The following is a 21,907-nucleotide window of genomic DNA, read 5'->3' on the forward strand; positions in this document are numbered from 1 at the left end:
TCAGCGACCTCCCGCAGCGAGGATCAACGGCTCTTCGGGCGGCAACGGCTCGCCCTTGTGCGTGCGGCTGATCAGGGCGATGGTGCATCCGCACACCACCACGGAACCGATGGCCGCGAGCACCGCCACCGGCCCGCCATGCAGGGCGGTGACCACGTTCTGCTGCGCTGCCATCGCCACCACCACGGGGATGTACATGGCGCCCCAGAAACCCACGCCCATCTCGCAATCCTTGGTCATGCCGCCGCGCTTTTGCATCCACAAACGCGCGCAGATCAGCAGGATCATCGCGATCCCCACTCCGCCCACATTGGATTTGACGCCCAGCAACACGCCCAGCATGTCGCCCATGATCACGCCCGCCAGCGTGCAGATCGCCAGCAATGCCACACCGTAGATAATCATTGTTGTTGTCCTCAAAGTGCTCGTTCGAAAGTTTTTGTTGTTGTGCTTCGAAAGCCTTGGGTAGTGCTTTATCGGTGGCGGCGTTCCTCCTCTTGCAGCAGGGCCTGCAAGGTGTCCAGGCGCGCGCCTTCGCAGGCGATCACCGTGCCCTGGTCAAACAGGCGGCGTGACAGGCCGGTGAGCACGGCGCCGGGGGGCAGTTCGATCTGCAGGCGCACGCCGCGCTCGTAGGCGCTTTGCACGGTGCCGCGCCAGTCGACGATGCGGCACATGTTGAAAGCCAGGTCGTCGCGCAACTGCTCGGGGTTGTGGATCGGCCGCGCGCGGGTGCTGCTCAGGTAGGTAATGCGCGGTCTGTTCAGTGGCACGAACGCCTGCGCCAGCGCCTGGGCCGGTTGTTCAAGCAGCGCGCAGTGGGACGGCACGCTGACGGCCAGGCGCCTGGCCACGCCGTTGCCCCTGATGCGCTGGGCGACGCGCTGCATGGCCTCGTCACTGCCGGCGATGACGGTCTGGTTATCGGCATTGATATTGGCCAGGTACACCGGTGTTTCGGCGCTGTGAATCTCCGCCAGCAGGGTTTCGACGGTGGATAACTCGGGGCCGATCAGCGCGGTCATGCCGTAGCCCTGTGGATAAGCGTTCTGCATCAGTTCGCCGCGCAGGGCCACCAGCCTGAGCGCATCGGCAAAGTCCAGCGCCCCGGCGATCACCGCTGCCGGGTAGGCGCCAATGGACAGGCCCGCCACGTAATCCGGCGTGTGCTGCAACCGCCGTGCGTGGGCGACGCCAGCGATCAACAGGCACAGCTGAACGGCGCGGGTCGACGCCAGGGCCTGCGCAGAATCGAGTTGGCGCACCTCTTCACCCAGGGCGGCGCTGGCCTCGTCCAGCACAGCGGCGGGCAGTTGCTCAAGCATGCGTGGCCGTTGCGCGCCCTGCCCCGGAAACACCAGCAGGCTGCTCATGCCACGGCCTGCCAGGGGTCTGTAACCAGCTGCGCACCGCCACTGGTTTTGAGCAGCACGCGGCGCGATCCGCCGGCCCATTCGCGCAGGGCCACCGCGCCGAACGGGGTTTGCAGTTGCAGGTCCACGGCACATACCGCCGTGTCGAGGACGGCCAGCAGGCCCTGCGCATCGCCGCGCTCAAACCGCTCGGGGCTGCGCAGAATCAAATCCAGATCGCTGTGGGCATGCAGCGCTTCAATGCCGGTCGCCAATTCAAATCCGGCGCTGCCGGCGACGCCCCACGCGTGCTGACCCAACAGTGGGCGCAGGTGCTCGAGCGCACGCAGCGCGGGGAGATCCCGCGGCGAAACCACGGCGCCGAGCGCTTCCGGCACCACCCGCCGGGTCACCTGCGCAAGGGGCATCACCGTGGCAAAACGCTGCTCACGCAAACGCCCGCGCACCCCGACCGCCACATGGCCCGGCGCGACGAGCGCGCGGCGCACCACCACCGGATGGCCGGCGCTGATGGCTTCCACCGCCCAGGTCGGGGCGTCCGCGGGCAACTGCGCCGGGGTCATGCCCCAGAGCAGGTCGTGGGCGTTCACCATTGCTCCCGCAGCAACTGGCGCACATGGCTGGAAGCGGCGCGATTGCTGGCGCCCAGACGACCGCTCAAGTCACGGCCGTCTACATCCCGGATGGCCTTGAGCAGGCAGTCGCCGACCCGCGCCACATCGTCCGCCGTGGGCTGTTCGATCTGGCTGACCGACAGGGTCTCCCACAGCAAGCCAAGGCTGGCGAAGCTGTCGATGTCGTAAGCCATGGGCGGCACACTGGCGGCCAGGGCTTCGAGTTCTTCGACGCTGCGCAACGTCACTCGCGCGGCCGAGGCCTTGCCCATCGCATGCACCATCACGCCCGGATCGCGCAGGGCAATCAGCCGGTTGGCCTGGTAGCCGTGGGCGAGAAACGCGCCGGACATGGCGTTGCCCACCAGCAGCCCGATCACCGGGTGCCCGGCCAGGCGTGCGCGGGCATAACTGTCGGCGGCGGCGGCCAGGGCCTGGTGAATGCCGAGGGCTTCTTCGCGGCGGCCATAGGCCTGGCTCGGCACATCGACGATGGCGATGATCGGGCGCTGGTCACCACGGGCGATGGCATCGTCCACCGCCTTGGCCAGGCCCCAGCCTTCCAGCAGGCCGACCTCGCCATTGCGTGCACGGGGGAAGCGGTTATCCGGGTCGGTGACCACGGCAATAAAGCGCACCGGCTGTCCACCCAATACGCCGTCAGCGACTTTCAGCGAGGCCGGCAAGCCTTCGACCACTGTTGCGCCCGTGCTCAGTGCGTTAAACCATTGCAACCCTCTCATGAGCGCTCTCCCTGATACAGCGCGCGAACCGTCGCCGGCTCGATTTGCGGGGTGGCGTCCAGCGCGTCCAAGCGCGCCAGGTAATGCTCGGCCTGTCGGCTGCGTTGTTGCGCGGGCACGCCTTGCTGCAACAGCGCGGTGACGGTCTGCTGGATCTGCGCCACATCGTCGGCCACATAACGGTCGGCCAGGCCGCTGTTGAAACGCTGCTCGCCGCCGGTCAGGCTCCAGATAAACGGGCGGTCGCGGGAATCGTATTCCTCCAGGCCCGCTTCCTGTTCGATCACTTGCGGGCCATTCAGGCCCAGGCGTGCTTCGCGGGTGACTACCAGGTAGCTGCACAACCCGGCCGCGATGGACATGCCGCCGAAACAGCCGACACTGCCCGCCACCACGCCGATCACCGGCTGGTACTGGCGCAGGTCGACAATCGCCGCGTGAATATCGGCAATCGCGGCAAGGCCCAGGTTGGCTTCCTGCAGACGCACGCCGCCGGTTTCCAGCAGTAATACGGCACGGGTCTCGATGCCCATGCGGTTGTCTTCAGCCGCCAGCTCCAGCGCCCCGGCGATTTTGGCCCCGCCCACTTCACCGAGGCTGCCGCCCTGAAAATTGCCTTCAATGGCGGCGATCACCACCGGCAGACCGGCGATGCTGCCCTTGGCGATCACCACGCCGTCATCGGCCTGGGGCACCACGCCCTGCCGGCTGAGCCACGGGGACATGACGCGCTGAAACGGATCGATCAGTTCTCGGAACGTGCCGCTGTCGAGCAGCGCCCTGGCGCGCTGCCGGGCACCGAGTTCGACGAAGCTGTGCTTGTTGAGCAAGTCAGTCATGGCCGATCTCCTCGAAGCCCTGCTCCAGGCGCAGGCGCACCACGCCCGGGGTGGCGCCGAAATCGTGGATATCGATGTTCAACGCCGGCGGCGTGTGTTCCTGAAAGATGCGTTCGAACAGGTGCTGCCAACGCAGCTGCGCGCCGTTCACCGAGGTCTGCACCTGGATGTTCAGCGTGCCGGGCGTGCCCGGTTCCAGCAGCACTTCCAGATCGCCAGAGCCGACGCAGCCCACCAGTGCACGGCCTTTGGGCGGCTGCCCGGCGGGGAATTCAAAGGACAAGGTTTCCATCACAGTGCTCCGTCGAGGCGGTCGATAAACAGGCAGGCGGCCAGCAGGTCGGCGGCGCCGCCGGGGGAGGCGTTCAGCGCCAGCAGTTGCTGGTCGAGTGCGTGCAACTGGCGGCGCCCGGCGAGGCTGGCGCTGCCGCCGGCGTCGAGCACGGCCTGGGCGCCCTGCTGCATCGCCTGCAGGCCTTCAAGGCCGGCGCGGTAGAGCACGCAGGTGTCGCCAAGGTCCGTCATGATCGCGAGCAAGGCATCCAGGCGCGCGTTCTGTTCGCCGGTGTTCTGCTGGCGGCTTTTGCGCAGTTGCGGCAGGCCGCGTTGCATCACCGAGGGGAAGCCGAGCTGGGCTTCTTCACGGGCGCCGCGTGCGCCGTAGCGCTGAGCAACCAAGGCGCCGTGGCTTGCGGTGTGCGGCGCGTAGCGGTCGTTGAGCAGGGCCAGTCGGGCGGCGTTCAGCGTGAGGGCGCGTGGCTCCAGCGCGGCGGCAGCGGTGAGCAGGCCGAGCGCCCAGATCGCCCCGCGATGGGTGTTCACGCCATCGGTGGTGACGAGCATCGCCTGCTCGCCTTCGCGGCCGATACGGCCGAGGGCTTCGCGCAGCGGCACGCCGACCTCGCCGCATTCCAGCGCCGCTTCAGCCATGGCCTTGAACATCGGCCACAGCGACAACGCCGAAGCATGCATCAGGCCCAGGTGCAGATCGCGGTGAGCGCCGTTGCCACGACGGTCCACCAGTGCGGGTTTGGGCGACAGGTCGGCTTCATCGATCAGCGCATCGACGGCCAGATCGGCCAGGCGATCGGCCAGGCTCAGTTCATGCAGTTTGAGGGCGCGCATTTACCAGCTCCTGAATTTGGCGGGCGGGTTGTACAGGCCACCGGACCAGTCCACCAGGTCGGCCACGCTCTTGGCGGCCAACAGCTCGCGGGTGGCGTCGGTGCGGCGGATACCGAGGTCTTCGGGCAACGCGATCAAGCCTTCGCGGCGCATGCGCGCGGTGTCTTTGGGGTTATGGCGCAGGCCGATGGCGGTGACCCCGGCAACGGCAGCGATCATCGCCTGGCGCTCTTCGAGGGAGCGCGCCTTGTACAGGTAGGCGATGCCTTCTTCGGTGAGCAAGTGGGTGACGTCATCGCCGTAGATCATGATTGGCGCCAGGGGCATGCCGCTTTTGCGCGCCACGTCCACCGCATCGAGGGTGTCGACGAAGGTGGGTTTGCCGCCTTCCTGAAAGGTCTCGACCATTTGCACCACGAGTTTTTTGCCGCGTTCCAGCAACGCTTCGGGCGCGTCGCCGTGGCGCATGTCCAGCCACGCCGGAGTGCCGTGGCGACGACCGCGCGGGTCGTGGCCCATGTTCGGCGCACCACCGAAACCGGCGAGGCGGCCACGGGTGACGGTGCTGGAATGGCCGTCGCCGTCCACTTGCAGGGTGGCGCCGATGAACAGGTCCACCGCGTATTGGCCGGCAAGCTGGCTGAACATCCGGTTGGAGCGCATCGAGCCGTCGCGGCCGGTGAAGAACACATCCGGGCGGGCGGCGATGTAGTTTTCCATGCCCAGCTCGGTGCCGAAGCAGTGCACACTTTCCACCCAGCCGCTTTCGATGGCGGGTATCAGCGTGGGGTGCGGGTTGAGGGTCCAGTTGCGGCAGATTTTGCCCTTCAGGCCCAGGGATTCACCGTAGGTGGGCAGGATCAACTCAATAGCGGCGGTGTTGAAACCGATGCCGTGGTTGAGCGACTGCACGTTGTGTTTTTCGTAAATGCCACGGATCGCCATCATCGCCATCAGCACATGCACCGGCTTGATGTGGCGCGGGTCGCGGGTGAACAGCGGTTCGATGTAGAACGGTTTGTCGGCCACCACCACGAAATCCACCCAACTGGCGGGGATGTCGACACGGGGCAGATCGGTGACGTCATCCACCAACTGATTGACCTGCACGATGACGATGCCATCGCTGAACGCGGCGGGCTCGATCAGCGCCGGGGTGTCTTCGGTGCTGGCGCCGGTGTAGATGTTGCCGGCGCGGTCGGCCATGAACCCGGCCGATAGCACCACGTTGGGGATCAGGTCCACCACCAGGCGCGCGTAGAGTTCGATGTAGGTGTGGATCGCGCCGATTTCCAGCAGGCCGTCTTCGAGCAACTGGCTGATGCGCAGGGACTGGGTGCCGGCGAAGGAGAAGTCCAACGTGCGGGCGATGCCTTTTTCGAAGAGGTCCAGGTGCTCGGAACGGCCGACACTGGGCATGATCATGTGCAAATCGTGGAGCTTGGCGGGGTCGGCCTTGGCCAGCGAGCGGGAGAGGAAATCGGCTTGCTTCTGGTTATTGCCCTCCAGCACCACGCGGTCGCCGGGCAGGATCAGTGCTTCGAGTGCTTCGACGATCCTGTCGCCGGGCAACACAGCCCCGTCTGCGTAGTGCGAAACCAGCCCGAGCCGCCGCTGTTTCTCGTCGCGACGCCGCGTCCAGCGCGCGTTCGGGGTGCTTGTTGTTGTCATGGTTGCTCCACGGGTTTGCTGTCGTGGGCTTACCTTAGGAGTGAATGGGGGGGCTATCAATCAAGTTGGACGGCGGATCGTTACGGCTGGAGTAATGGAGTATGAGCAAATGCTGAGTTGGGCTGAGTGAAGAACAACATGTGAGAGGGGGTTTGCTCCCGATAGCGGTGCCTCAGTTGATAAATAGGCAACTGACCCACCGCTATCGGGAGCAAGCCCCCTCCCACATTTGCTCGGTGGTGTTCAGTGGATCACGGTCGCAGGAAAGGCGCGTTATCCCCATTTATGACCAGCAAGAAGCTCTTCCACTTTCTTCAACAGCGCCATTGCGGCGCTCATCAATTGACTTAGCAGCGCCTCGTCTTCATCCATGTAGCCCTCATATTCCGCCAGATTTCGGCGCTCATGGCACAGCACCAATAACCTCACCTCCACCTTGTTCGCTTCGGTGGTGTGTACCAGACATTGAAAGACCAGATAGCGTTTGTCGGAGCGATACCCTTGCAGACGCAAGGCTGTAAGCGCCATGGCATGAGCGGCGTTGTAGGCCAGGTCGAAACGACTGGCGAACGATAGCGGCGCGGTTGCGGCGCGGTTGCGGCGTCTTTCAACCGGTCACGGGCCGAGCGCATCAGCCCATCACATTCCTTGCGATCCGGCGGCTCGGCTTTCAAGCCACCACTACGTTGCAGATTCTCCAGGTTTGCCTTGCTGTCCATCCATGGATTCCAGGGGATTTCCCCCAATCAGATTGATCTTGTCCTGCTGTACGACCCGTTGCACAAAGCTGTTGCCGGCATTCCATTTGCCGATCCAGTCTTGAGGGGTGTAAAGCGTCGGGTTGATGGTGCGGCCCAGTTGCTCTTCCAGCGGTATGAGCTGTTCCATGACTTCACTGTAGTTGAGGCTTTTGCCGATCAGCATGAGATCTATGTCACTGGATGAGTGCGCCTCGCCCTTGGCGATGGAGCCGTAAACAAACGCCCAGGTGATCTGCGCGGCGAACGGTGCCAGTGCGTTGCGCAATGGCTCATCCAGGCCAAGCGTCTTGCGCACGATAGCCAGCATCTCCGAGTAGATCGGGCACAGAGGGTTGGCCTGGTAATGGGTCTGGTTGCCCTGGCGCGTTACGCTCAGGATGCCGGCCAGCTGCAAACGCGTCAGCTCGCGGGTGAGACTACCCTTACCCACCTGGGCCCAGCGCGCGATTTCATTGGTGAAGAAACTTTTCTCGGGCTTGCCGAACAGCAGGCCAAGCACTTTCTGCTGGGTGACGGTGAAAAGCGCGGAACTGAGCGATAAGGTTTGCATGGTGAAGGCCGGAGAGTCCCAATAAGGGAACGATAGGTCCCTTTATGGGAACGATCAAGCACAAAATGTGCGAGGGAGTCTGCTCCCGATAGCAGGCGGTCAGTTGATAAATAGGCAACTGACCCACCGCTATCGGGAGCAAACCCCCTCCCACATTTGCTCGGTGGCGTGGTTTAGATAGGCGAAGGACTGACTTGCTCCATTGCTCTGTCGACCAGCAATTGGCCGAGCTCGGCCAGCTGTTGAATGCCGAGCATGATCGCGCGCTGGGAAGCGTCCAGGTCGAAGGCCAGCGTGCAAGTGAGTGCGTTGAGGGAGGACAGGGTTTCGCTGGCATTGACCAGCAGGGTTTCGGTGGTTAGCTGGGGGGTTACGGTAAAGAGGAGTGGACTCGGGGTGGGTTTTACCATGATTTACAGCTCCGATATGTGATGGAGGCTGCGCCCTTTCCGCTTGCACGCGAATAAGGGTGGCAGCTGTGCGCAGGTGTGCAAGACCGGGCATATCGGACCCCGGCAGACCTCGAAAGATCTCCCGCGCGCAGCTGCCATAACAAGTACAGCAGGCATAAAAAACGCCCGCTGAATGGCTATGGGCGTTTATGCGCCGACATGTAACCGGACTTGCACGTCCGTGTCACCGTTTTTTGCGATGACGGGACGAAGACTAGGCGCGCGGGCCGTGCTCAACAAGTTCATGCTCAGCCCAAAATCCTGCAGGAAAATTCCGAGAGCCCGCCGCTCTACAATTTCATTTCTATGTTCAAAGCCCCCAAACCCTCAAGCGGGTAGCTGCGGTACTCATAAACCTCCCCGCGCACTATGAGGTGGGTGATTCCATCCACTTGACTCACTTGGACATCAGGCTCTTTGGTTTTCAAAAAGAAGGGTGCCGAAACCAGCGTTGTCAGTATTTCCTGATCGCTACCCAAGTTCTTGTGAACGTAGTACCTGTAGGAAAATCCCACTGTCGCGCCGCCCTGGCCGTCGCGTACCCCATAAATTGAGCTGCCGTTGCCCAAGGTGTATTTCAAAACCACTTCGTCCAGATCCGGGGTACCGGATGACATGATCCAATTGCCCCCTATGTAAATCAGGCAGGCCACCAGCAAGCAGTTTCGCAGGACCGGCAAGAGCCCCTTAATAGCCCTGAGAAATTGCATATTCAATACCTCTTTTTATCCAATATTGATCACGAGGGTCATCGCCAAAAGGGTCACCGCCCCACCATGATCCAAACTCAGGCCTGGTAGTTTTTGCGAATGTTTGAGCGACACCTGCTGCCCGTAACAGCACATGCTCGGGAATACCCAATACCGTACCTGTAGCACCGTAATTGAAATTACCAAAAGCTTCGTACTGACGCCCTCGCTTCTTGTAGTTCCATGGCCCGGCAGCCCTGACCTGGGAATAGAACCAGGAATAGGCGAATGCCGAGCCTGGCTGAAGATGAATACGCTTGCATTCGGATATCGCCATGTTTTCAAAAATTGAAACACCAGGCGGCATAAGTGGTACGGCCATTTGCGGGTCCTTGCTGGCAGTGAGGAGCGCAGAAATTAACCACTTCACTCACGCCTGAAAACCCAATAAATCAAAGTGCGGAACACGCCTACAGCAATGACATACTATTCTGACAAGACCTTCAGGTTGTTACTCGGAACCTGTCTCTCTAGTCTTTTTTCGTCCAAACCCATCACGGGCGAACATCATGAATCCGAACCCTAAACCCAATATTGGCATGCACAACCCACCTCACCCAGGCGAAATTTTGCTTGAGGATGTGATCCCTGCCGTAGGCATCACCATCACTGAAATGGCAAGGCGCCTGGGCTTCGCCCGTGAGACGTTTTCCAGGATCTTGCATGGCCATGCCCCAATCAGCCCGGACCTTGCAGTCAGGTTGGAGCGCGCCGGTGTGAGTACCGCACAGCTATGGTTATCGATGCAAAGCGCCTACGACCTGTGGCAGGCAGAACACCATGAGCAGCCGTTGATTGAGCGGTTTGCGCGGATCGATTGAAGGCTGAAGCCGAGCGCAATTCACTGTGGGAGGGGGCTTGCTCCCGATAGCAGGCGATCGGTTGATGAATAGGCAACTGACCCACCGCTATCGGGAGCGGCCCCCCTCCCACATGGAATCTTCACACGGCATGTCATCAGGCGAGGCCGGACTCGACCAGCAGCGCTTCAAGCCCCATCAAATCCGGCACTCTCGCCACATGCTCGCCCACCTGCACCGCCGCCAGCTCCAGCGGGCACAGCGGCACGTCGACGTAGCTCAATTCGCTGTCGAGTTTGTACGAGCGGGGAATGCCCTGGATCACCAGCGCAATGAACTTCAGCGTTGGCCGCCCGCCGAGGGCGTTCAGCACCACGATGCGCGAACGCTCGCCGGTCAGGCTGGCTTCGCCGCACACCGCTTCAAAGCTGATCAACGGAATCTGCCGATCACGCCAGGTCACTTGCCGCAGATACCACGGCGGCGCATCACTGGCCGGCTCTCCACGCTGAAAGTCGATCAACTCGGCAATGGCGACGTTAGGCAACACCAGGTGCCGATCAGCCAGGGGCAGCAGCAGGCCGGTGAGTTGGCTGGCGCGGTGGTCAAGCATGGGACTTGCTCCAATAGGCGATGCTTTCCAGCAGCACCGACTCCTGGTACGGCTTGCCCAGGTAGTCGTTGACGCCGATGGCCATGGCGCGGTCGCGGTGTTTCTGGCCGGTGCGCGAGGTGATCATGATGATCGGCAGGCGCATCAGCCGTGGGTCGTTGCGCACCTGGATCGCTACTTCGAAGCCGTCCATGCGCGGCATTTCGATGTCGAGCAGCATCAGGTCCGGGGTGTGCTCCTCAAGCACGGCCAGCGCGTCGATGCCGTCCTTGGCGGTGAGCACGTTCATGCCGTTGCGCTCCAGCAGGCGGCTGGTGACTTTGCGCACGGTGACCGAATCGTCCACCACCAGCACCAGCAGCGGACGCTTTTTCAGCGGGTCGTTGAGCACCAGCGGCACGTCCAGCGCCTGCGCCGGCAAGGCCGGTTGCCGCACGCGGATATGCGCCAGCAGGTCGATGATCAACACCACGCGGCCATCGCCCAGGATCGTTGCGCCGGACAGCCCCTGCACCCCGGCAAACTGCGGCCCCAAGCCCTTGACCACAATCTCGCGTGTGCCCGCCATGGCATCCACATGCACCGCCACGCGGCGCTCATTGCAGTGCACCAGCAACACCGGTACCGGTTGGTACTCGCCCAGCAGTTTCGGGCGGCCGACGGTGTGCAACAGGTCGCCCAGGTAGAACAGCTCATAGCGCTGGCCGGCGTATTCGTAACACGGCGGGTCCTGCTGATAATGCCCGGCCAGTTCATGGGGGGGCACGCGCACCAGGCCTTCAATGGTGTTGAGCGGGATCGCGTATTGATCGTCCGCGCACTGCACCATCAACGCCCGGTTGACCGACACGGTGAACGGCAGGCGAATGCGAAAGTGCACGCCCGCTCCCGAGGTCGAATCGATCACCATCGAGCCGCCCAGCTGGCGCACCTCTTCATGCACCACGTCCATGCCCACGCCACGCCCGGAAATCTGCGTGATTTTCTCGGCGGTAGAAAACCCCGGCTGCAGGATGAACTGCAACACGTCGCGGTCGCTCATCTCCTGATCGGGCTTGAGCAGCCCGCGCTTGATCGCCTTGCGCCGCACCGCGTCGAGGGGCACGCCGGCGCCGTCGTCGCGCATGTCGAACACGATGTCGCCGCCTTCGTGGGTCAGGTCCAGGGTGATGCGGCCCGTCTCGGGCTTGCCCGCCAACAGGCGCGCCTCACGCGATTCCAGGCCGTGGTCGACGGCGTTGCGCAGCATATGCTCGAGCGGCGCAACCATGCGCTCCAGCACGTTGCGGTCCATCTCGCCCTCGGCATTGCCGACCACGAACTCCACGTCCTTGCCCAACTCTTGCGCCACCTGGCGCACGATGCGCTTGAGGCGTGGCAGCATGCGTTCGAACGGCACCATGCGGGTGCGCATCAGGCCTTCCTGCAAGGCGGTGTTGATGCGCGCCTGTTGCTGCAACAGGTCATGGGCATCCTGGTTGCGGCGCTCAAGGGTTTCCTTGAGATCCAGCAGGTCGCTGGCCGACTCGGACAGCGCGCGGGACAACTGCTGCAACTGTGAATGGCGGTCCATTTCCAGCGGATCGAATTCTTCATAGCCCAGGCGCTCGGCCTCGGCCTGCTGGCGGCTGAGCAGGCGGCCCTGGGTTTCGATGTCGAGCCGGCGCAGTTGGTCGCGCATGCGCTCGATGGTGGTTTCCACCTCGCTCAACGCGGCGCGCGCGTCGTTGACCTGCTGTTCGATGCGGCCCCGGAAGATCGAGGTTTCGCCGGCCAAATTGACCAGATCGTCGAGCAGGTCGGCGGAGATCTTCACCATGTCGGCGTTGGGGTCGACGGCCGTTTCGGTCTTGCCCGCCGGCAACGCCACCGGCCCCAGCGGTTCCGCGCTGGGCTGCACCAGGCTTCTGATGCGCGTGATCAGTTTGTCCACCGAGCCCACCGGCAGGCCATCGGCGACCGCGTCGATCATCTGCGCCAGGCGGTCGTGGCAGCCTTGCAGCAAAGCGAACAGCTCGGCCGACGGCGCAAGCAACCCGGCCGACAGCCCTTCGTAGAGAAATTCCAGCTCATGGGCCAGGTCGCCAATCGGCGCGATCTCGACCATGCGCGCGCCGCCCTTGAGGGTGTGCAGGTCGCGCAGCAGGGTTTCCACTTCCTGGCGACCGCCCGGCTCGGCCTGCCAGCGCAGCAGCGCGGCGCCGGAACTGTCGAGGATATCGGCCGCTTCTTCGAGGAAGATATCCAGCAGCTCGGGGTCGGCACTGGCGGCCTGCGGTGCGGCAACCGGTGCAGCCGGCGTACTGCCCTGGCGAAACGCACGCAGCGTGTCGATCAGTTCGCGGCTGTCGCTCAACGGCTGATGGTCGTGCAGCTCCTCCAGTTGCAAGGCCAACTGCTCGTGACTGGCCATCAGCAGGCGCGACAGTTCGGCCGAGTAGCTGTAGCGGCGGTCCACCAGGCCTTCGTACAGGCACTCAAGTTCCTGGGCGAGGTCGCCCACCGGCTCGATTTCGGCCATGCGCGCGCCACCCTTGAGGGTGTGCAGGTCGCGTTGCAGGGAGGACAGCGGCGCGGCGTTTTCCGGGTCCAGCAGCCAGCGTTTAAGCGACTGGCCGGCACTGTCGAGAATGTCCACCGCCTCTTCGAGGAAGATCTCGACGATCTCGTCGTCCATCGCCGTTGCCTGCTCCAACTGCGCCGTGGCGGCGCCCAGTTCGGCGATGTTCGGGGCGTTGTGGCCGTCGCGGGTGATCAGCCCGGTGGCGGACGGGTCGAGTGCATCGTCAAGCAGCTCGCGCAGGGCCTGCAAACGGGCCGGTGCCGGGCTGATTTCCTGGCCGGCGGCCAACTGGTCGAGCATGTTGATCAATGCTTCGTGGGCCTGTTCGGCCTCATGAAAAAACCGCGCGCTGACCGCCAGGCTGCTTTCTTCCACCGCGCCATACAGGTCGAGCAAGGCTTCACACAGGGCATCGATGGGGTGCAGGTCAGCGAGGTGCGCGCCCTCCCCCAGGGTGGTCAATTCGTCCAGCAGCGCGCTCAGCTCCTGGCGCTCGCCGGGGTGCTGCTGCCAGCGGCGCAGCAGGCTTTCGGCATCCAGCAAAATGTCCATGCCCTGGGCCAGGAAGTTGCTGATCAACTGCGGGTCGCGCTTGATGCGCAGGCCCGTGCCGGGGGCGTCGAGCAAGGCTTGAAGCTGCTGGTCGAGCAGCGCCTGGGTGCGGTTGATCAGCGCTGCCGCGCCTTTGATCGGCGCCAGCGGGTCGCGGTGCAACTGGCGCAGGCCTTGCTGGAACAGGCCTTCGGCTTCCAGCAGCAATTCCACTTCGTCCAGGTCCAGCGGCAGGCGGTGGGCCTTGTATTCACGGGTCAGGTGATCGAGCGGACGCGCCAGTTCGGCGATGGGCAACACACCGGCCATGTAGGCGCTGCCCTTGAGGGTGTGCAGCGCGCGTTGCAGAGCGTCGCTGACGTGCAGCGGAACGTGCTCGGCGGCCTGGTGCAGAAAGTGATTGAGGCTCTCGAGGTGGCTCTGGGCTTCGTTGCGGAAAATCTCCAGCAGCATCGGGTCGTGGGGTTCGACCGCATGGGTCGGCGTGCCGCTGGCCAAGGCGTGGGCACGCGCAGCCAGGGCGTCGACTTCATCGCGCTGGCGCTGGTCGCCGCTGGCAAAATCGGCGATCAGTTCCGGCAGCAGGGCCACGGTTTCATCCAGCACCTCTTGCACGTCGGCGCCGAGGACCACGCTGCGCTCCAGCACGCGGTTGAGCAGGTTTTCCACCGCCCAGGCCAGCTCGGCCAGTACCAGCGCGCGCACCATGCGGCCGCTGCCCTTGAGGGTGTGAAAGGCGCGGCGCATTTCGGCCTGGGCGGTTTTGTCGGCACTGTTGGGCAGGTCACGGTGCAGCACCTCGAGGACTTCGTCGGTTTCTTCGAGGAAGACTTCGCGCAGTTCGTCGTCGATGGGGGCTTCGTCGGCCGGCGGCGGCAACAGGCTGCCGGGGCGTTGTCGGGCCGGCGGGTTCAGGCGTGAGGTGGGGCTGGCCAGGGCGTCGAACTGCGACTGGCTCGGCGCCTCATCGCTCGAAAGCGCACCCTCCGGCGCCACCAGCGCCTGGCGCCAGGGTTTGGCCGCAGGCAGGTAACCCAGCGCGGTCAGGCCCTGGGTGGCCATCTCCAGCACCCGTTCGCCGTCGGCGTCGGGGTCCTGGAGCATGCGTTCGAGGTAGTACTCCAGGCCGCTGATCACCTCGGCGAAATGCTCCAGCTGCACCTCGGACGGTGCGCCATCGTTGACCATCAGCTGTTCATTCACGTAGTCGGCGCAGCCGCGCATCAGGCTCGCCGCGCGGGGCAAAGGGATCATGGCCAGCGCGCCACGCACCTGGCTCAGCAGCTCCGGCAGCGACTCCAGGTGCTGGCGGTCCCAATCCGCTTCGAGGCAATCGATCACCAGCTCTCTGGCCTGCTTGAGGCACTGGCAGGATTCGCGGATCACCAACTGGTGAATCTGGGTCAGGTCGGTGGTGGGCAGGCGGCTCTCCTCGCGGCCCTGCGCCTCCACGGTGCCGACCATGCCCGCCAGCGTGGCTTCGACGTAGAGCAACGCGCCCGCCACGTCCATCAGCACCGGATCATTGGGCTCGCGCTGACCCTGGGCCAGGCTCTGCACCACGGCCAACTGGTCGATGATCACTTTGCGCGGCTGACCGAAGCCCAGTACCGCCAGGGTGTCGGCGATCTGTCGCAGCGGCGCCAGCAGCGCGTCGAGATCGCCGATGTGCTGGCGGTCGCTGCGCACGAACAGGTCCAGCCGCTCCTTGACCCGCACCAGCTCTTCACACAACGCACCGAGCACCGACCCCATGGCATTGCGGTCCGGCCCGGCCAGGCGCGCACGCTCGGCATCCACCAGCGCGCTGTCGGGCAAGGCGTCATCCAGGCCGTAGCGTTCCTTCAAACTCTGCATGCGCGGGGTTGGCCGGGTGACCTTGGCCACATAAAACAACAGGCTCTTGAGCAAGCCATCCGGTGCGGGCTGGTTGATGCCGCCAATGCCCTGGGCGAGCAGGCGCTTGAGTTGTTTGCCACTGGCCTTGAGCAGGCTGCGCAACGCTGGGCTGTTGGCGATCACGCCGGTGAGCATGCCCTCGACCAGCGCCGAGGTGACTTGCCACAAGGGCAACAGCGGCGCGCCCTGGCACAGCGCTTCGAGGCGCGCGAACACCCGCGCCATGTCTTCCAGGTTGCTCGGGCCGTGATCCTCGCGCAGCAACCCGGCCAGCGCCTGCTGCAACCATTGCTGCCACTGGCGCAATTGCTCGTGAAGCTCGGGCTGATCGCGCTGGGCCAGGGCGTCGTCGGGCAGCGGCGCAATCGACAGCAACTGCGGGCTGAACAGGCTGGTTTCCGACAGCAGGCTTTCGCCACGGGCGCTGCGCAGGTCGTTGAGCAACGGCAGCACCACCAGCGGCAAATCGCGGCGGGCGCTGTGCACACGGTCCAGGTACAGCGGCATCTGGCCGAGGGCCTGTTGCAGCAGGCGGAGGCTTTCGTCGCGCTGGCTGACGCGCTCGGCCTGCAGCGCCAGGGCCAGTTCCTCGATCTCTTCGGCGAGCAGCGCCGCGCCGTAGAACTCGACCATTTGCAGCGCGCCATGCACTTGATGGATGCACGCCAGGCACTCGCCCAGGGCGTCGGCGTCGCGGGTTTCGACAAACGCGTCCAGCGCCGAACGGGCCTGCTTCAGGGTTTCGGCAATGTCGCCCTTGACCCATTCGAGGGCCACGTAGTCGTGCCGATCAACCATAACTGCTCCGCTTAGAATTCATGGGTTGCTGGTGTTGCCAAGATCTCGACAGTAAAGGAGATCCCAGGTGGCAGGGGGCTTGCTCTCGATGGCGGTGGGTCAGGCACCTGATTCATTGACTGATGTACCGCTATCGGGAGCAAGCCCCCTCTCACCTTTGAATCGCATTTCAATCGTCGACCGGTTTGGGCGGCGGAAGAGTGAATCCCGACACCGAACGCCGCAACTGGCTGGCCATTTTTGCCAGGTTGCCGATGCTCTCGGCGGTCGCCGTCGAGCCCGAGGAGGTCTGGGTGGTGATCTGCTGAATCACGTTCATGGTCAGGGAGATCTGCCCCGCCGACGACGTCTGTTGCTGCGCCGCATTGGAAATACTCTGGATCAGCGCCGCCAGGGTCTTGGACACCCCTTCGATCTCCTCCAGCGCCACGCCGGCGTCCTGGGCCAATCGCGCGCCACGCACCACTTCGGTGGTGGTCTGCTCCATGGAAATCACGGCTTCGTTGGTGTCGGCCTGGATCGCCCGCACCAGGGTTTCAATCTGCCGGGTGGCCGCCGATGAGCGCTCGGCAAGGCGCTGCACTTCATCGGCTACCACGGCGAACCCGCGCCCGGCGTCACCGGCCATGCTCGCCTGGATCGCGGCGTTCAGGGCGAGGATGTTGGTCTGGTCGGCGATGTCGTCGATCAGGCTGACGATATCGCCGATTTCCTGGGACGACTCGCCCAGGCGCTTGATGCGCTTGGCGGTGTCCTGGATCTGTTCGCGAATGTTGTCCATGCCGTGGATGGTGTTGTGCACCACCTCGTTACCCTTGTTGGCGATCTCCACCGAGCGCTCGGCCACCGCCGAGGATTCGGCGGCGTTGGCCGAAACGTGGTCGATGGACTGGGCCATCTGGCTGATGGCGGTGGAGGCTTCGGCGATCTGCTGGGCCTGATGCTCCGAGGCCTGCGCCAGGTGCATGGCGGTGGCCTGGGTCTCTTGCACGGCACCGGCCACCTGGCCCGCCGTGAGGTTGATGGTGGCGACCAGATCGCGCAGTTGGTCCACGGAATAGTTGATCGAGTCGGCAATGGTGCCGGTGAAGTCCTCGGTCACCGAGGCCGTTACAGTGAGGTCGCCGTCGGCCAGGTCTTCGATTTCATCGAGCAGGCGCATGATCGCATTCTGATTGCGCTCGTTCTTCTCGGCGGTTTCACGCAGTTGGCGGTTGGTTTCGCGCACCATCACCAGGCCGATCAGGATGATCGAGGTCAGCGCCAGCAAGCCCAGCATGTAGCCGCCTAGGGTGTCGAAGCTGCGTCCGCTGGCGAGGTTTTCGAAACCGATGGCCAGGTGCGAGGCTTCATCGAGCAGGGTCTGCGACAGGTTGAAGATATTGCTCGCCGAGGCGCGCACCTGGAACAATTGCGGCGAGGTCTCGAGGATTTCATCCACCGAGCCGGACACGAACTCGAACAGCTCGGCGATTTCTGTCAGCCGCGCGCGGGCGTCACGGTCTTCGACCTGGGTGATGCGCAGCCCGGGATTGCCGTTGAGCATGCCATTGAGCACCACGCCAAAGCGGTTGGCGTCGCGGCCGAAGGCATCGGCGGCCTGCACGGCGGTTTCGTCGCCGGCAAGCACGGTGTTGACCGCACCCAGGATGCGTTCGGCCAGCAACGACTGACGCTGGGCCAGGGCCACCTGGCTGGCCGGGGCGCCGCGCTGCAGCAGGATGTCGACGACCTTCTCCGATTCCATCTGCAATTGCGGCACGGTTTCGGCCAGGGTCGCGGCCACCTGATGCAGGGACAGCACCGTCTGTTCGCTGGCGAGGATTGCGTCGGTGTTTTTCAGCAGCGCTTCCCAGTCGGTCTGCACCGCGCGCATTTCGTTGCGCACAGCGCTGGGCGCGGCGGGCAGGCCGGTGTCGCGGTCGCCTTTTTTCAGGTAGCCCCAGCGCTGCGCGAAGTCGTTGCGCGCTTCGGTGAGCAGCTTGAACGCCGCCGCCTTGCCGGCGGCGGCTTCGGTCGCGTTCTTGGCGATGCGCTGGGACAGCACGCGCAGCTCACCGGCGTGGCCGATGTACTGTTTGTCGTAGGTGGACTGGGTGTTGAGGTACGCGAAGTTGGCGAACAGCAGCATGATGAACACGATCAACGCGATGAACAGCACGATGATCTGTGAACGGCTGCGCGACGCGGCCTGGGGCCTGGGCGTGGTCGGGGTGGTCATGCGGCAACATCCATAAAGCCCGGGGCCTCGGCCAGGGCGAAGGGGCTGAACACCTGCCATTGCGGCTCGCCGTCGAAGCGGCCCTGGATATACGGCGCGTCGGGGCGGGCATCGCTCACCCGCGCGTCTTGTGCGAAATGCTGCATCCCCACCACCTCATCCACCAGCAGACCGACAAACAGCTCGTTGACCTCCACCACCAATACCCGCCGCTGCTTGCGCACCCTGGACAGCGGCAGGCCGAGGAACCCGCCCAGGTCCATCACCGGCAACAGTCGCCCGCGCAGGTTGGCCACGCCCTTGACCCAGGGTTTCACGCCGGGCATCAAGGTGCAGCGCGGTTCATGCAGCACCTCGGCGACTTCGCCGATGGGTGCCACGTACCAGTGCTGCCCCAGGCGAAAGCCGATGCCGCTCCAGCGTTGCAGGCGGGTTTCCTGGGACGGCAGGTCGGCGGCCAGCAGGCGACAGCGGCGGTCGATGTCCAGCAGCAGCTCGAAGGCAGTGTGCGACTCGGTCATGATGGCGTGCCGTCAGCCGGCCAGCACCTTGTTGAGGGTGGCAATCAGGGTGTCTTCGTCGACCGGCTTGGTCAGGTAATCCTTGGCGCCCTGGCGCGCGCCCCAAATCTTGTCGGTTTCCTGGTCTTTGGTGGTGATGATGATGATCGGGATGCCGTTGGTTTCCGGCTCCTTGGACAGTTGGCGCGTGGCCTGGAAGCCGTTGAGGCCAGGCATCACGATGTCCATCAGCACGGCGTCGGGTTTTTCCTGACGGGCCAGGGCCACGCCGTCCGCGCCGTTCTCGGCTTTCAGCACCTGATGGCCGTGCTTTTCCAGCATGCCGGTGAGTTTGTACATTTCGGTCGGCGAATCGTCGACGATCAGAACACGTGCCATGGTTTTCCCCACTACATTGGTCGGCGCCGGCCCACGGGGGCGGCGTCAGTGTGCTTGTTCTACTGCGGCGAACCCGGGCACGCAGGCCTTGATCGCGCCCAGCAGTTCTTCCTTGCTGAACGGCTTGGTCAAAAACTGATCGACCCCCACGATGCGCCCCTTGGCCTTGTCGAACAGACCGTCCTTGGACGACAGCATGATCACCGGGATCGCCTTGAACGCCGGGTTGTTCTTCACCAGCGCGCAGGTCTGGTAGCCATCCAGGCGCGGCATCATGATGTCGACGAAAATAATGTGCGGGTGATGATCGACAATCCGGGCCAGGGCATCGAAACCGTCGATGGCCGTGATCACGTCGCAGCCCACGTTCTTCAACAGGGTTTCGGCGGTGCGGCGGATCGTTTTCGAATCGTCGATCACCATCACTCTCAAGGCGTTGGAATGCTGTTCCATAGTTGCTCTACCATCGCCACAGCGAATCGGTTTTTCGTGCGTGCTGCCTGATGACGCACAGCATGAGCGCCGCAAGCCTTGGAATTCAAGGGCTGGTGCGCCGTGGCAGTCTTTTTAGCACAGTCTCGGGGTGCAATCTATCGAGGCACCCGCGCGGTGGTTTTTCCTTGACCCACAACAGCCGCAGCGCCACTCTGACGCCACTTTTTATGCGCCTATCTGCAGAGGAAATCCCCCATGAGCGTTCGCGTCGGCATTGTCATGGACCCTATCGCCAGCATCTCCTATAAAAAGGACAGCTCGCTGGCCATGCTGCTGGCCGCCCAGGCACGCGGCTGGACGCTGTTCTATATGGAGCAGCGCGACCTTTACCAGGGCGACGGCGAGGCCCGTGCGCGCATGCGCCCGCTGCAGGTGTTTGCCAACCCCGGGAAGTGGTTCGAGCTGCAAGACGAAATCGACAGCCCGCTGAGCGATCTGGACGTGATCCTGATGCGCAAGGACCCGCCGTTCGACATGGAATTCGTCTATTCCACCTACCTGCTGGAGCAGGCCGAGCGCGCCGGCGTGCTGATCGTCAACAAGCCGCAGAGCCTGCGCGACTGCAACGAAAAACTGTTTGCCACGCTGTTCCCGCAGTGCACGCCGCCCACCGTGGTCAGCCGTCGTGCCGATGTGCTGCGTGAATTTGCCGCCAAACATGGGGATGTGATTCTCAAGCCGCTGGACGGCATGGGCGGCACCTCGATTTTCCGTCACCGCGCCGGCGACCCCAACCTGTCGGTGATCCTGGAGACCCTGACCGTGCTGGGCACCCAGCAGATCATGGGCCAGGCCTACCTGCCGGCGATCAAGGACGGCGACAAGCGCATCCTGATGATCGACGGCGAGCCGGTGGATTACTGCCTGGCGCGGATTCCGGCGGCGGGCGAGACCCGCGGCAACCTGGCGGCGGGTGGCCGTGGTGAAGCGCGTCCGCTGTCGGACAAGGATCGCTGGATTGCAGAGCAGGTCGGCCCGACCCTGCGCGAGAAGGGCCTGCTGTTTGTCGGCCTGGACGTGATCGGTGAGAACCTCACCGAAATCAACGTGACCAGCCCGACCTGTATTCGCGAGATCGATAATGCATTTGGCACGAACATCGGCGAAATGCTGATGGCTGCGATTGAGCGCAAGCTGCAATCCAAGTGACATAGACAGCCGGACACACACCAACATTGCGTTATCATGCCCCACCTGTGAAACGCGCGATGTTGGTTTTTTTGTCATGACGCTCCCGCCCGAACTGCCCCCAGAACTCTCCCACAGCGGCGTGCGCCCGGCTGATCGGCTCGGCTTTACCCTGTTTATGGCAGCGTTGATTCACCTGGCATTGATCCTCGGTGTGGGCTTTACCATGGTCGAGCCCAGACAGATCACCCAGACGCTGGAAATCACCCTCGCCACGTTCAAGAGCGAAAAGGCGCCCGAGAAGGCCGATTTTCTCGCCCAGGAAAACCAGCAGGGCAGCGGCACGCTCGACAAGAAAGCCGTGCCCAAGACCACTGAAGTGGCGCCCTTCCAGGACAACAAGGTCAATAAGGTCTCCCCGCCGCCGGCGCCAAAGCCCGAGGTCAGGCAGGCCGCGCCCAAGCCTGCGGTGACTACCGTCGCGCCCAAACCGCAGAAAGCGCCGGTGCAGCGCGAAAAGACCAAAACCGACCCGCAGCCCGAACCGGCAAAGCCGGCACCGACGTTCGACAGCTCGACCCTGTCCGACGAGATTTCCAGCCTGGAAGCCGAACTGGCCCACGAACAACAGCTGTACGCCAAGCGCCCGCGTATCTACCGGCTCAACGCTGCTTCGACCATGCGCGACAAAGGTGCCTGGTATAAGGACGAGTGGCGCAAAAAGGTCGAGCGCATCGGCAACCTGAACTACCCGGAAGAAGCGCGGCGTCAGCAGATTTACGGGAATTTGCGCCTATTGGTGTCAATCAACCGTGATGGCACGCTGTATGAAGTGCAGGTGCTGGAGTCCTCCGGCCAGCCGCTGCTGGACCAGGCCGCCCAGCGCATCGTGCGCCTGGCCGCGCCTTTTGCGCCGTTTTCCGGCGACCTGAACGACGTGGACCGCCTGGAAATCATCCGCACCTGGAAATTCGCCAAGGGTGATCGGCTGTACAGCAACTGATGACAATTGCCTTGTGCAATTCATCCCCGGCTTGTCAGGTCGCCCCTCCACCGCCACAC

21 protein-coding genes and 1 pseudogene are annotated in these 21,907 nt (G+C 63.8%); 3 read left to right on the top strand and 19 right to left on the bottom strand.

The genetic code is table 11. The annotated features are described in order from the left end of the window. From madL to RHM60_RS14495, 13 genes and pseudogenes are all read right to left on the bottom strand, one after another. Positions 1-405, bottom strand: a complete 405-nt coding sequence (gene madL / locus RHM60_RS14435; RefSeq protein ID WP_124425307.1) for a malonate transporter subunit MadL — start codon at positions 403-405, stop codon at positions 1-3. Positions 406-473: 68 nt separating this feature from the next. Then, complete coding sequence (gene mdcH / locus RHM60_RS14440) at positions 474-1,373, bottom strand: malonate decarboxylase subunit epsilon (protein ID WP_231423477.1); 900 nt, start codon at positions 1,371-1,373, stop codon at positions 474-476. Next, the gene (locus RHM60_RS14445) at positions 1,370-1,966 is read right to left on the bottom strand and encodes a malonate decarboxylase holo-ACP synthase (protein ID WP_231423476.1); all 597 of its coding nucleotides are present in this window, start codon (positions 1,964-1,966) and stop codon (positions 1,370-1,372) included. Before RHM60_RS14445 ends, mdcH begins: the two co-directional genes overlap by 4 nt. Next, entirely contained in the window at positions 1,960-2,730 is a 771-nt protein-coding gene (gene mdcE / locus RHM60_RS14450; RefSeq protein ID WP_209985879.1) for a biotin-independent malonate decarboxylase subunit gamma, read from the bottom strand. Before mdcE ends, RHM60_RS14445 begins: the two co-directional genes overlap by 7 nt. After that, positions 2,727-3,569, bottom strand: a complete 843-nt coding sequence (locus RHM60_RS14455; RefSeq protein WP_231423475.1) for a biotin-independent malonate decarboxylase subunit beta — start codon at positions 3,567-3,569, stop codon at positions 2,727-2,729. Before RHM60_RS14455 ends, mdcE begins: the two co-directional genes overlap by 4 nt. Continuing rightward, positions 3,562-3,861, bottom strand: a complete 300-nt coding sequence (locus RHM60_RS14460; RefSeq protein ID WP_057006540.1) for a malonate decarboxylase subunit delta — start codon at positions 3,859-3,861, stop codon at positions 3,562-3,564. The genes RHM60_RS14455 and RHM60_RS14460 overlap by 8 nt, the downstream gene beginning before the upstream one ends. Further along, entirely contained in the window at positions 3,861-4,694 is an 834-nt protein-coding gene (locus tag RHM60_RS14465; RefSeq protein ID WP_231423474.1) for a triphosphoribosyl-dephospho-CoA synthase, read from the bottom strand. The genes RHM60_RS14460 and RHM60_RS14465 overlap by 1 nt, the downstream gene beginning before the upstream one ends. Beyond that, the gene (gene mdcA, locus RHM60_RS14470) at positions 4,695-6,365 is read right to left on the bottom strand and encodes a malonate decarboxylase subunit alpha (protein WP_231423473.1); all 1,671 of its coding nucleotides are present in this window, start codon (positions 6,363-6,365) and stop codon (positions 4,695-4,697) included. Positions 6,366-6,638: 273 nt separating this feature from the next. Then, positions 6,639-7,084 (bottom strand): annotated as a pseudogene (locus tag RHM60_RS14475) (hypothetical protein). Beyond that, positions 7,047-7,676, bottom strand: coding sequence for a nucleotidyltransferase domain-containing protein (locus tag RHM60_RS14480; RefSeq protein ID WP_057006536.1), 630 nt, complete (start codon positions 7,674-7,676; stop codon positions 7,047-7,049). Before RHM60_RS14480 ends, RHM60_RS14475 begins: the two are co-directional and overlap by 38 nt. 173 nt (positions 7,677-7,849) lie before the next feature. Beyond that, on the bottom strand, positions 7,850-8,086 hold the full coding sequence (locus RHM60_RS14485) for a DUF6124 family protein (RefSeq protein WP_231423472.1): 237 nt from the start codon (positions 8,084-8,086) through the stop codon (positions 7,850-7,852). A 332-nt stretch (positions 8,087-8,418) separates the two neighbouring features. Next, positions 8,419-8,838, bottom strand: coding sequence for a hypothetical protein (locus RHM60_RS14490; protein ID WP_231422726.1), 420 nt, complete (start codon positions 8,836-8,838; stop codon positions 8,419-8,421). Next, positions 8,816-9,199: a polymorphic toxin type 44 domain-containing protein gene (locus RHM60_RS14495; protein WP_231422727.1), complete on the bottom strand. Its 384-nt coding sequence runs from the start codon at positions 9,197-9,199 to the stop codon at positions 8,816-8,818. Before RHM60_RS14495 ends, RHM60_RS14490 begins: the two co-directional genes overlap by 23 nt. A 211-nt stretch (positions 9,200-9,410) precedes the next feature. Here RHM60_RS14495 and RHM60_RS14500 point away from each other — a divergent pair, with 211 nt between their 5' ends. Continuing rightward, positions 9,411-9,698 carry a HigA family addiction module antitoxin gene (locus RHM60_RS14500; RefSeq protein WP_231422798.1) on the top strand — a complete coding sequence of 96 codons (288 nt, stop codon included), beginning with the start codon at positions 9,411-9,413 and terminating at the stop codon, positions 9,696-9,698. A 136-nt stretch (positions 9,699-9,834) separates the two neighbouring features. Here the strand turns inward: RHM60_RS14500 and RHM60_RS14505 are convergent, their stop codons facing one another. From RHM60_RS14505 to pilG, 6 genes are all read right to left on the bottom strand, one after another. Beyond that, positions 9,835-10,290: a chemotaxis protein CheW gene (locus RHM60_RS14505; RefSeq protein WP_209985903.1), complete on the bottom strand. Its 456-nt coding sequence runs from the start codon at positions 10,288-10,290 to the stop codon at positions 9,835-9,837. Then, positions 10,283-16,102, bottom strand: a complete 5,820-nt coding sequence (locus RHM60_RS14510) for an Hpt domain-containing protein (RefSeq protein ID WP_322212110.1) — start codon at positions 16,100-16,102, stop codon at positions 10,283-10,285. Before RHM60_RS14510 ends, RHM60_RS14505 begins: the two co-directional genes overlap by 8 nt. A gap of 169 nt (positions 16,103-16,271) precedes the next feature. Continuing rightward, on the bottom strand, positions 16,272-18,323 hold the full coding sequence (locus RHM60_RS14515; RefSeq protein WP_322212111.1) for a methyl-accepting chemotaxis protein: 2,052 nt from the start codon (positions 18,321-18,323) through the stop codon (positions 16,272-16,274). Beyond that, positions 18,320-18,844 (bottom strand): chemotaxis protein CheW, encoded by a 525-nt coding sequence (locus RHM60_RS14520; RefSeq protein WP_209985911.1) that lies wholly within the window; start codon positions 18,842-18,844, stop codon positions 18,320-18,322. The genes RHM60_RS14515 and RHM60_RS14520 overlap by 4 nt, the downstream gene beginning before the upstream one ends. A 12-nt stretch (positions 18,845-18,856) precedes the next feature. Then, positions 18,857-19,222: a twitching motility response regulator PilH gene (gene pilH / locus RHM60_RS14525; RefSeq protein ID WP_003234583.1), complete on the bottom strand. Its 366-nt coding sequence runs from the start codon at positions 19,220-19,222 to the stop codon at positions 18,857-18,859. Between the two features lie 45 nt (positions 19,223-19,267). Next, complete coding sequence (gene pilG / locus RHM60_RS14530) at positions 19,268-19,675, bottom strand: twitching motility response regulator PilG (protein ID WP_003234584.1); 408 nt, start codon at positions 19,673-19,675, stop codon at positions 19,268-19,270. A gap of 237 nt (positions 19,676-19,912) precedes the next feature. On the opposite strand from pilG, the gene gshB reads away from it, so the two are divergent. Together gshB and RHM60_RS14540 are read left to right on the top strand one after the other, a co-directional pair. Further along, a complete protein-coding gene (gshB, locus tag RHM60_RS14535; RefSeq protein WP_057006529.1) occupies positions 19,913-20,866 on the top strand; it encodes a glutathione synthase in 954 nt (317 codons plus the stop codon). 76 nt (positions 20,867-20,942) lie between these two features. Then, the gene (locus tag RHM60_RS14540) at positions 20,943-21,848 is read left to right on the top strand and encodes an energy transducer TonB (protein WP_209985913.1); all 906 of its coding nucleotides are present in this window, start codon (positions 20,943-20,945) and stop codon (positions 21,846-21,848) included. Positions 21,849-21,907 lie beyond the last annotated feature (59 nt).

The sequence above is a fragment of the Pseudomonas sp. MH9.3 genome (genome assembly GCF_034354675.1).
Classification (GTDB): Bacteria; Pseudomonadota; Gammaproteobacteria; order Pseudomonadales; family Pseudomonadaceae; genus Aquipseudomonas.

Bases quoted from the DNA above. Each gene is read 5' to 3' on its own strand.
- madL (WP_124425307.1), bottom strand. From the start codon at position 405: ATGATTATCTACGGTGTGGCATTGCTGGCGATCTGCACGCTGGCGGGC.
- RHM60_RS14455 (WP_231423475.1), bottom strand. From the start codon at position 3,569: ATGACTGACTTGCTCAACAAGCACAGCTTCGTCGAACTCGGTGCCCGG.
- gshB (WP_057006529.1), top strand. From the start codon at position 19,913: ATGAGCGTTCGCGTCGGCATTGTCATGGACCCTATCGCCAGCATCTCC.
- RHM60_RS14465 (WP_231423474.1), bottom strand. From the start codon at position 4,694: ATGCGCGCCCTCAAACTGCATGAACTGAGCCTGGCCGATCGCCTGGCC.
- mdcE (WP_209985879.1), bottom strand. From the start codon at position 2,730: ATGAGAGGGTTGCAATGGTTTAACGCACTGAGCACGGGCGCAACAGTG.
- RHM60_RS14520 (WP_209985911.1), bottom strand. From the start codon at position 18,844: ATGACCGAGTCGCACACTGCCTTCGAGCTGCTGCTGGACATCGACCGC.
- RHM60_RS14480 (WP_057006536.1), bottom strand. From the start codon at position 7,676: ATGCAAACCTTATCGCTCAGTTCCGCGCTTTTCACCGTCACCCAGCAG.
- mdcA (WP_231423473.1), bottom strand. From the start codon at position 6,365: ATGACAACAACAAGCACCCCGAACGCGCGCTGGACGCGGCGTCGCGAC.
- RHM60_RS14510 (WP_322212110.1), bottom strand. From the start codon at position 16,102: ATGGTTGATCGGCACGACTACGTGGCCCTCGAATGGGTCAAGGGCGAC.
- mdcH (WP_231423477.1), bottom strand. From the start codon at position 1,373: ATGAGCAGCCTGCTGGTGTTTCCGGGGCAGGGCGCGCAACGGCCACGC.
- pilG (WP_003234584.1), bottom strand. From the start codon at position 19,675: ATGGAACAGCATTCCAACGCCTTGAGAGTGATGGTGATCGACGATTCG.
- pilH (WP_003234583.1), bottom strand. From the start codon at position 19,222: ATGGCACGTGTTCTGATCGTCGACGATTCGCCGACCGAAATGTACAAA.
- RHM60_RS14495 (WP_231422727.1), bottom strand. From the start codon at position 9,199: ATGGCCGTACCACTTATGCCGCCTGGTGTTTCAATTTTTGAAAACATG.
- RHM60_RS14490 (WP_231422726.1), bottom strand. From the start codon at position 8,838: ATGCAATTTCTCAGGGCTATTAAGGGGCTCTTGCCGGTCCTGCGAAAC.
- RHM60_RS14515 (WP_322212111.1), bottom strand. From the start codon at position 18,323: ATGACCACCCCGACCACGCCCAGGCCCCAGGCCGCGTCGCGCAGCCGT.
- RHM60_RS14445 (WP_231423476.1), bottom strand. From the start codon at position 1,966: ATGGTGAACGCCCACGACCTGCTCTGGGGCATGACCCCGGCGCAGTTG.
- RHM60_RS14460 (WP_057006540.1), bottom strand. From the start codon at position 3,861: ATGGAAACCTTGTCCTTTGAATTCCCCGCCGGGCAGCCGCCCAAAGGC.
- RHM60_RS14485 (WP_231423472.1), bottom strand. From the start codon at position 8,086: ATGGTAAAACCCACCCCGAGTCCACTCCTCTTTACCGTAACCCCCCAG.
- RHM60_RS14505 (WP_209985903.1), bottom strand. From the start codon at position 10,290: ATGCTTGACCACCGCGCCAGCCAACTCACCGGCCTGCTGCTGCCCCTG.
- RHM60_RS14540 (WP_209985913.1), top strand. From the start codon at position 20,943: ATGACGCTCCCGCCCGAACTGCCCCCAGAACTCTCCCACAGCGGCGTG.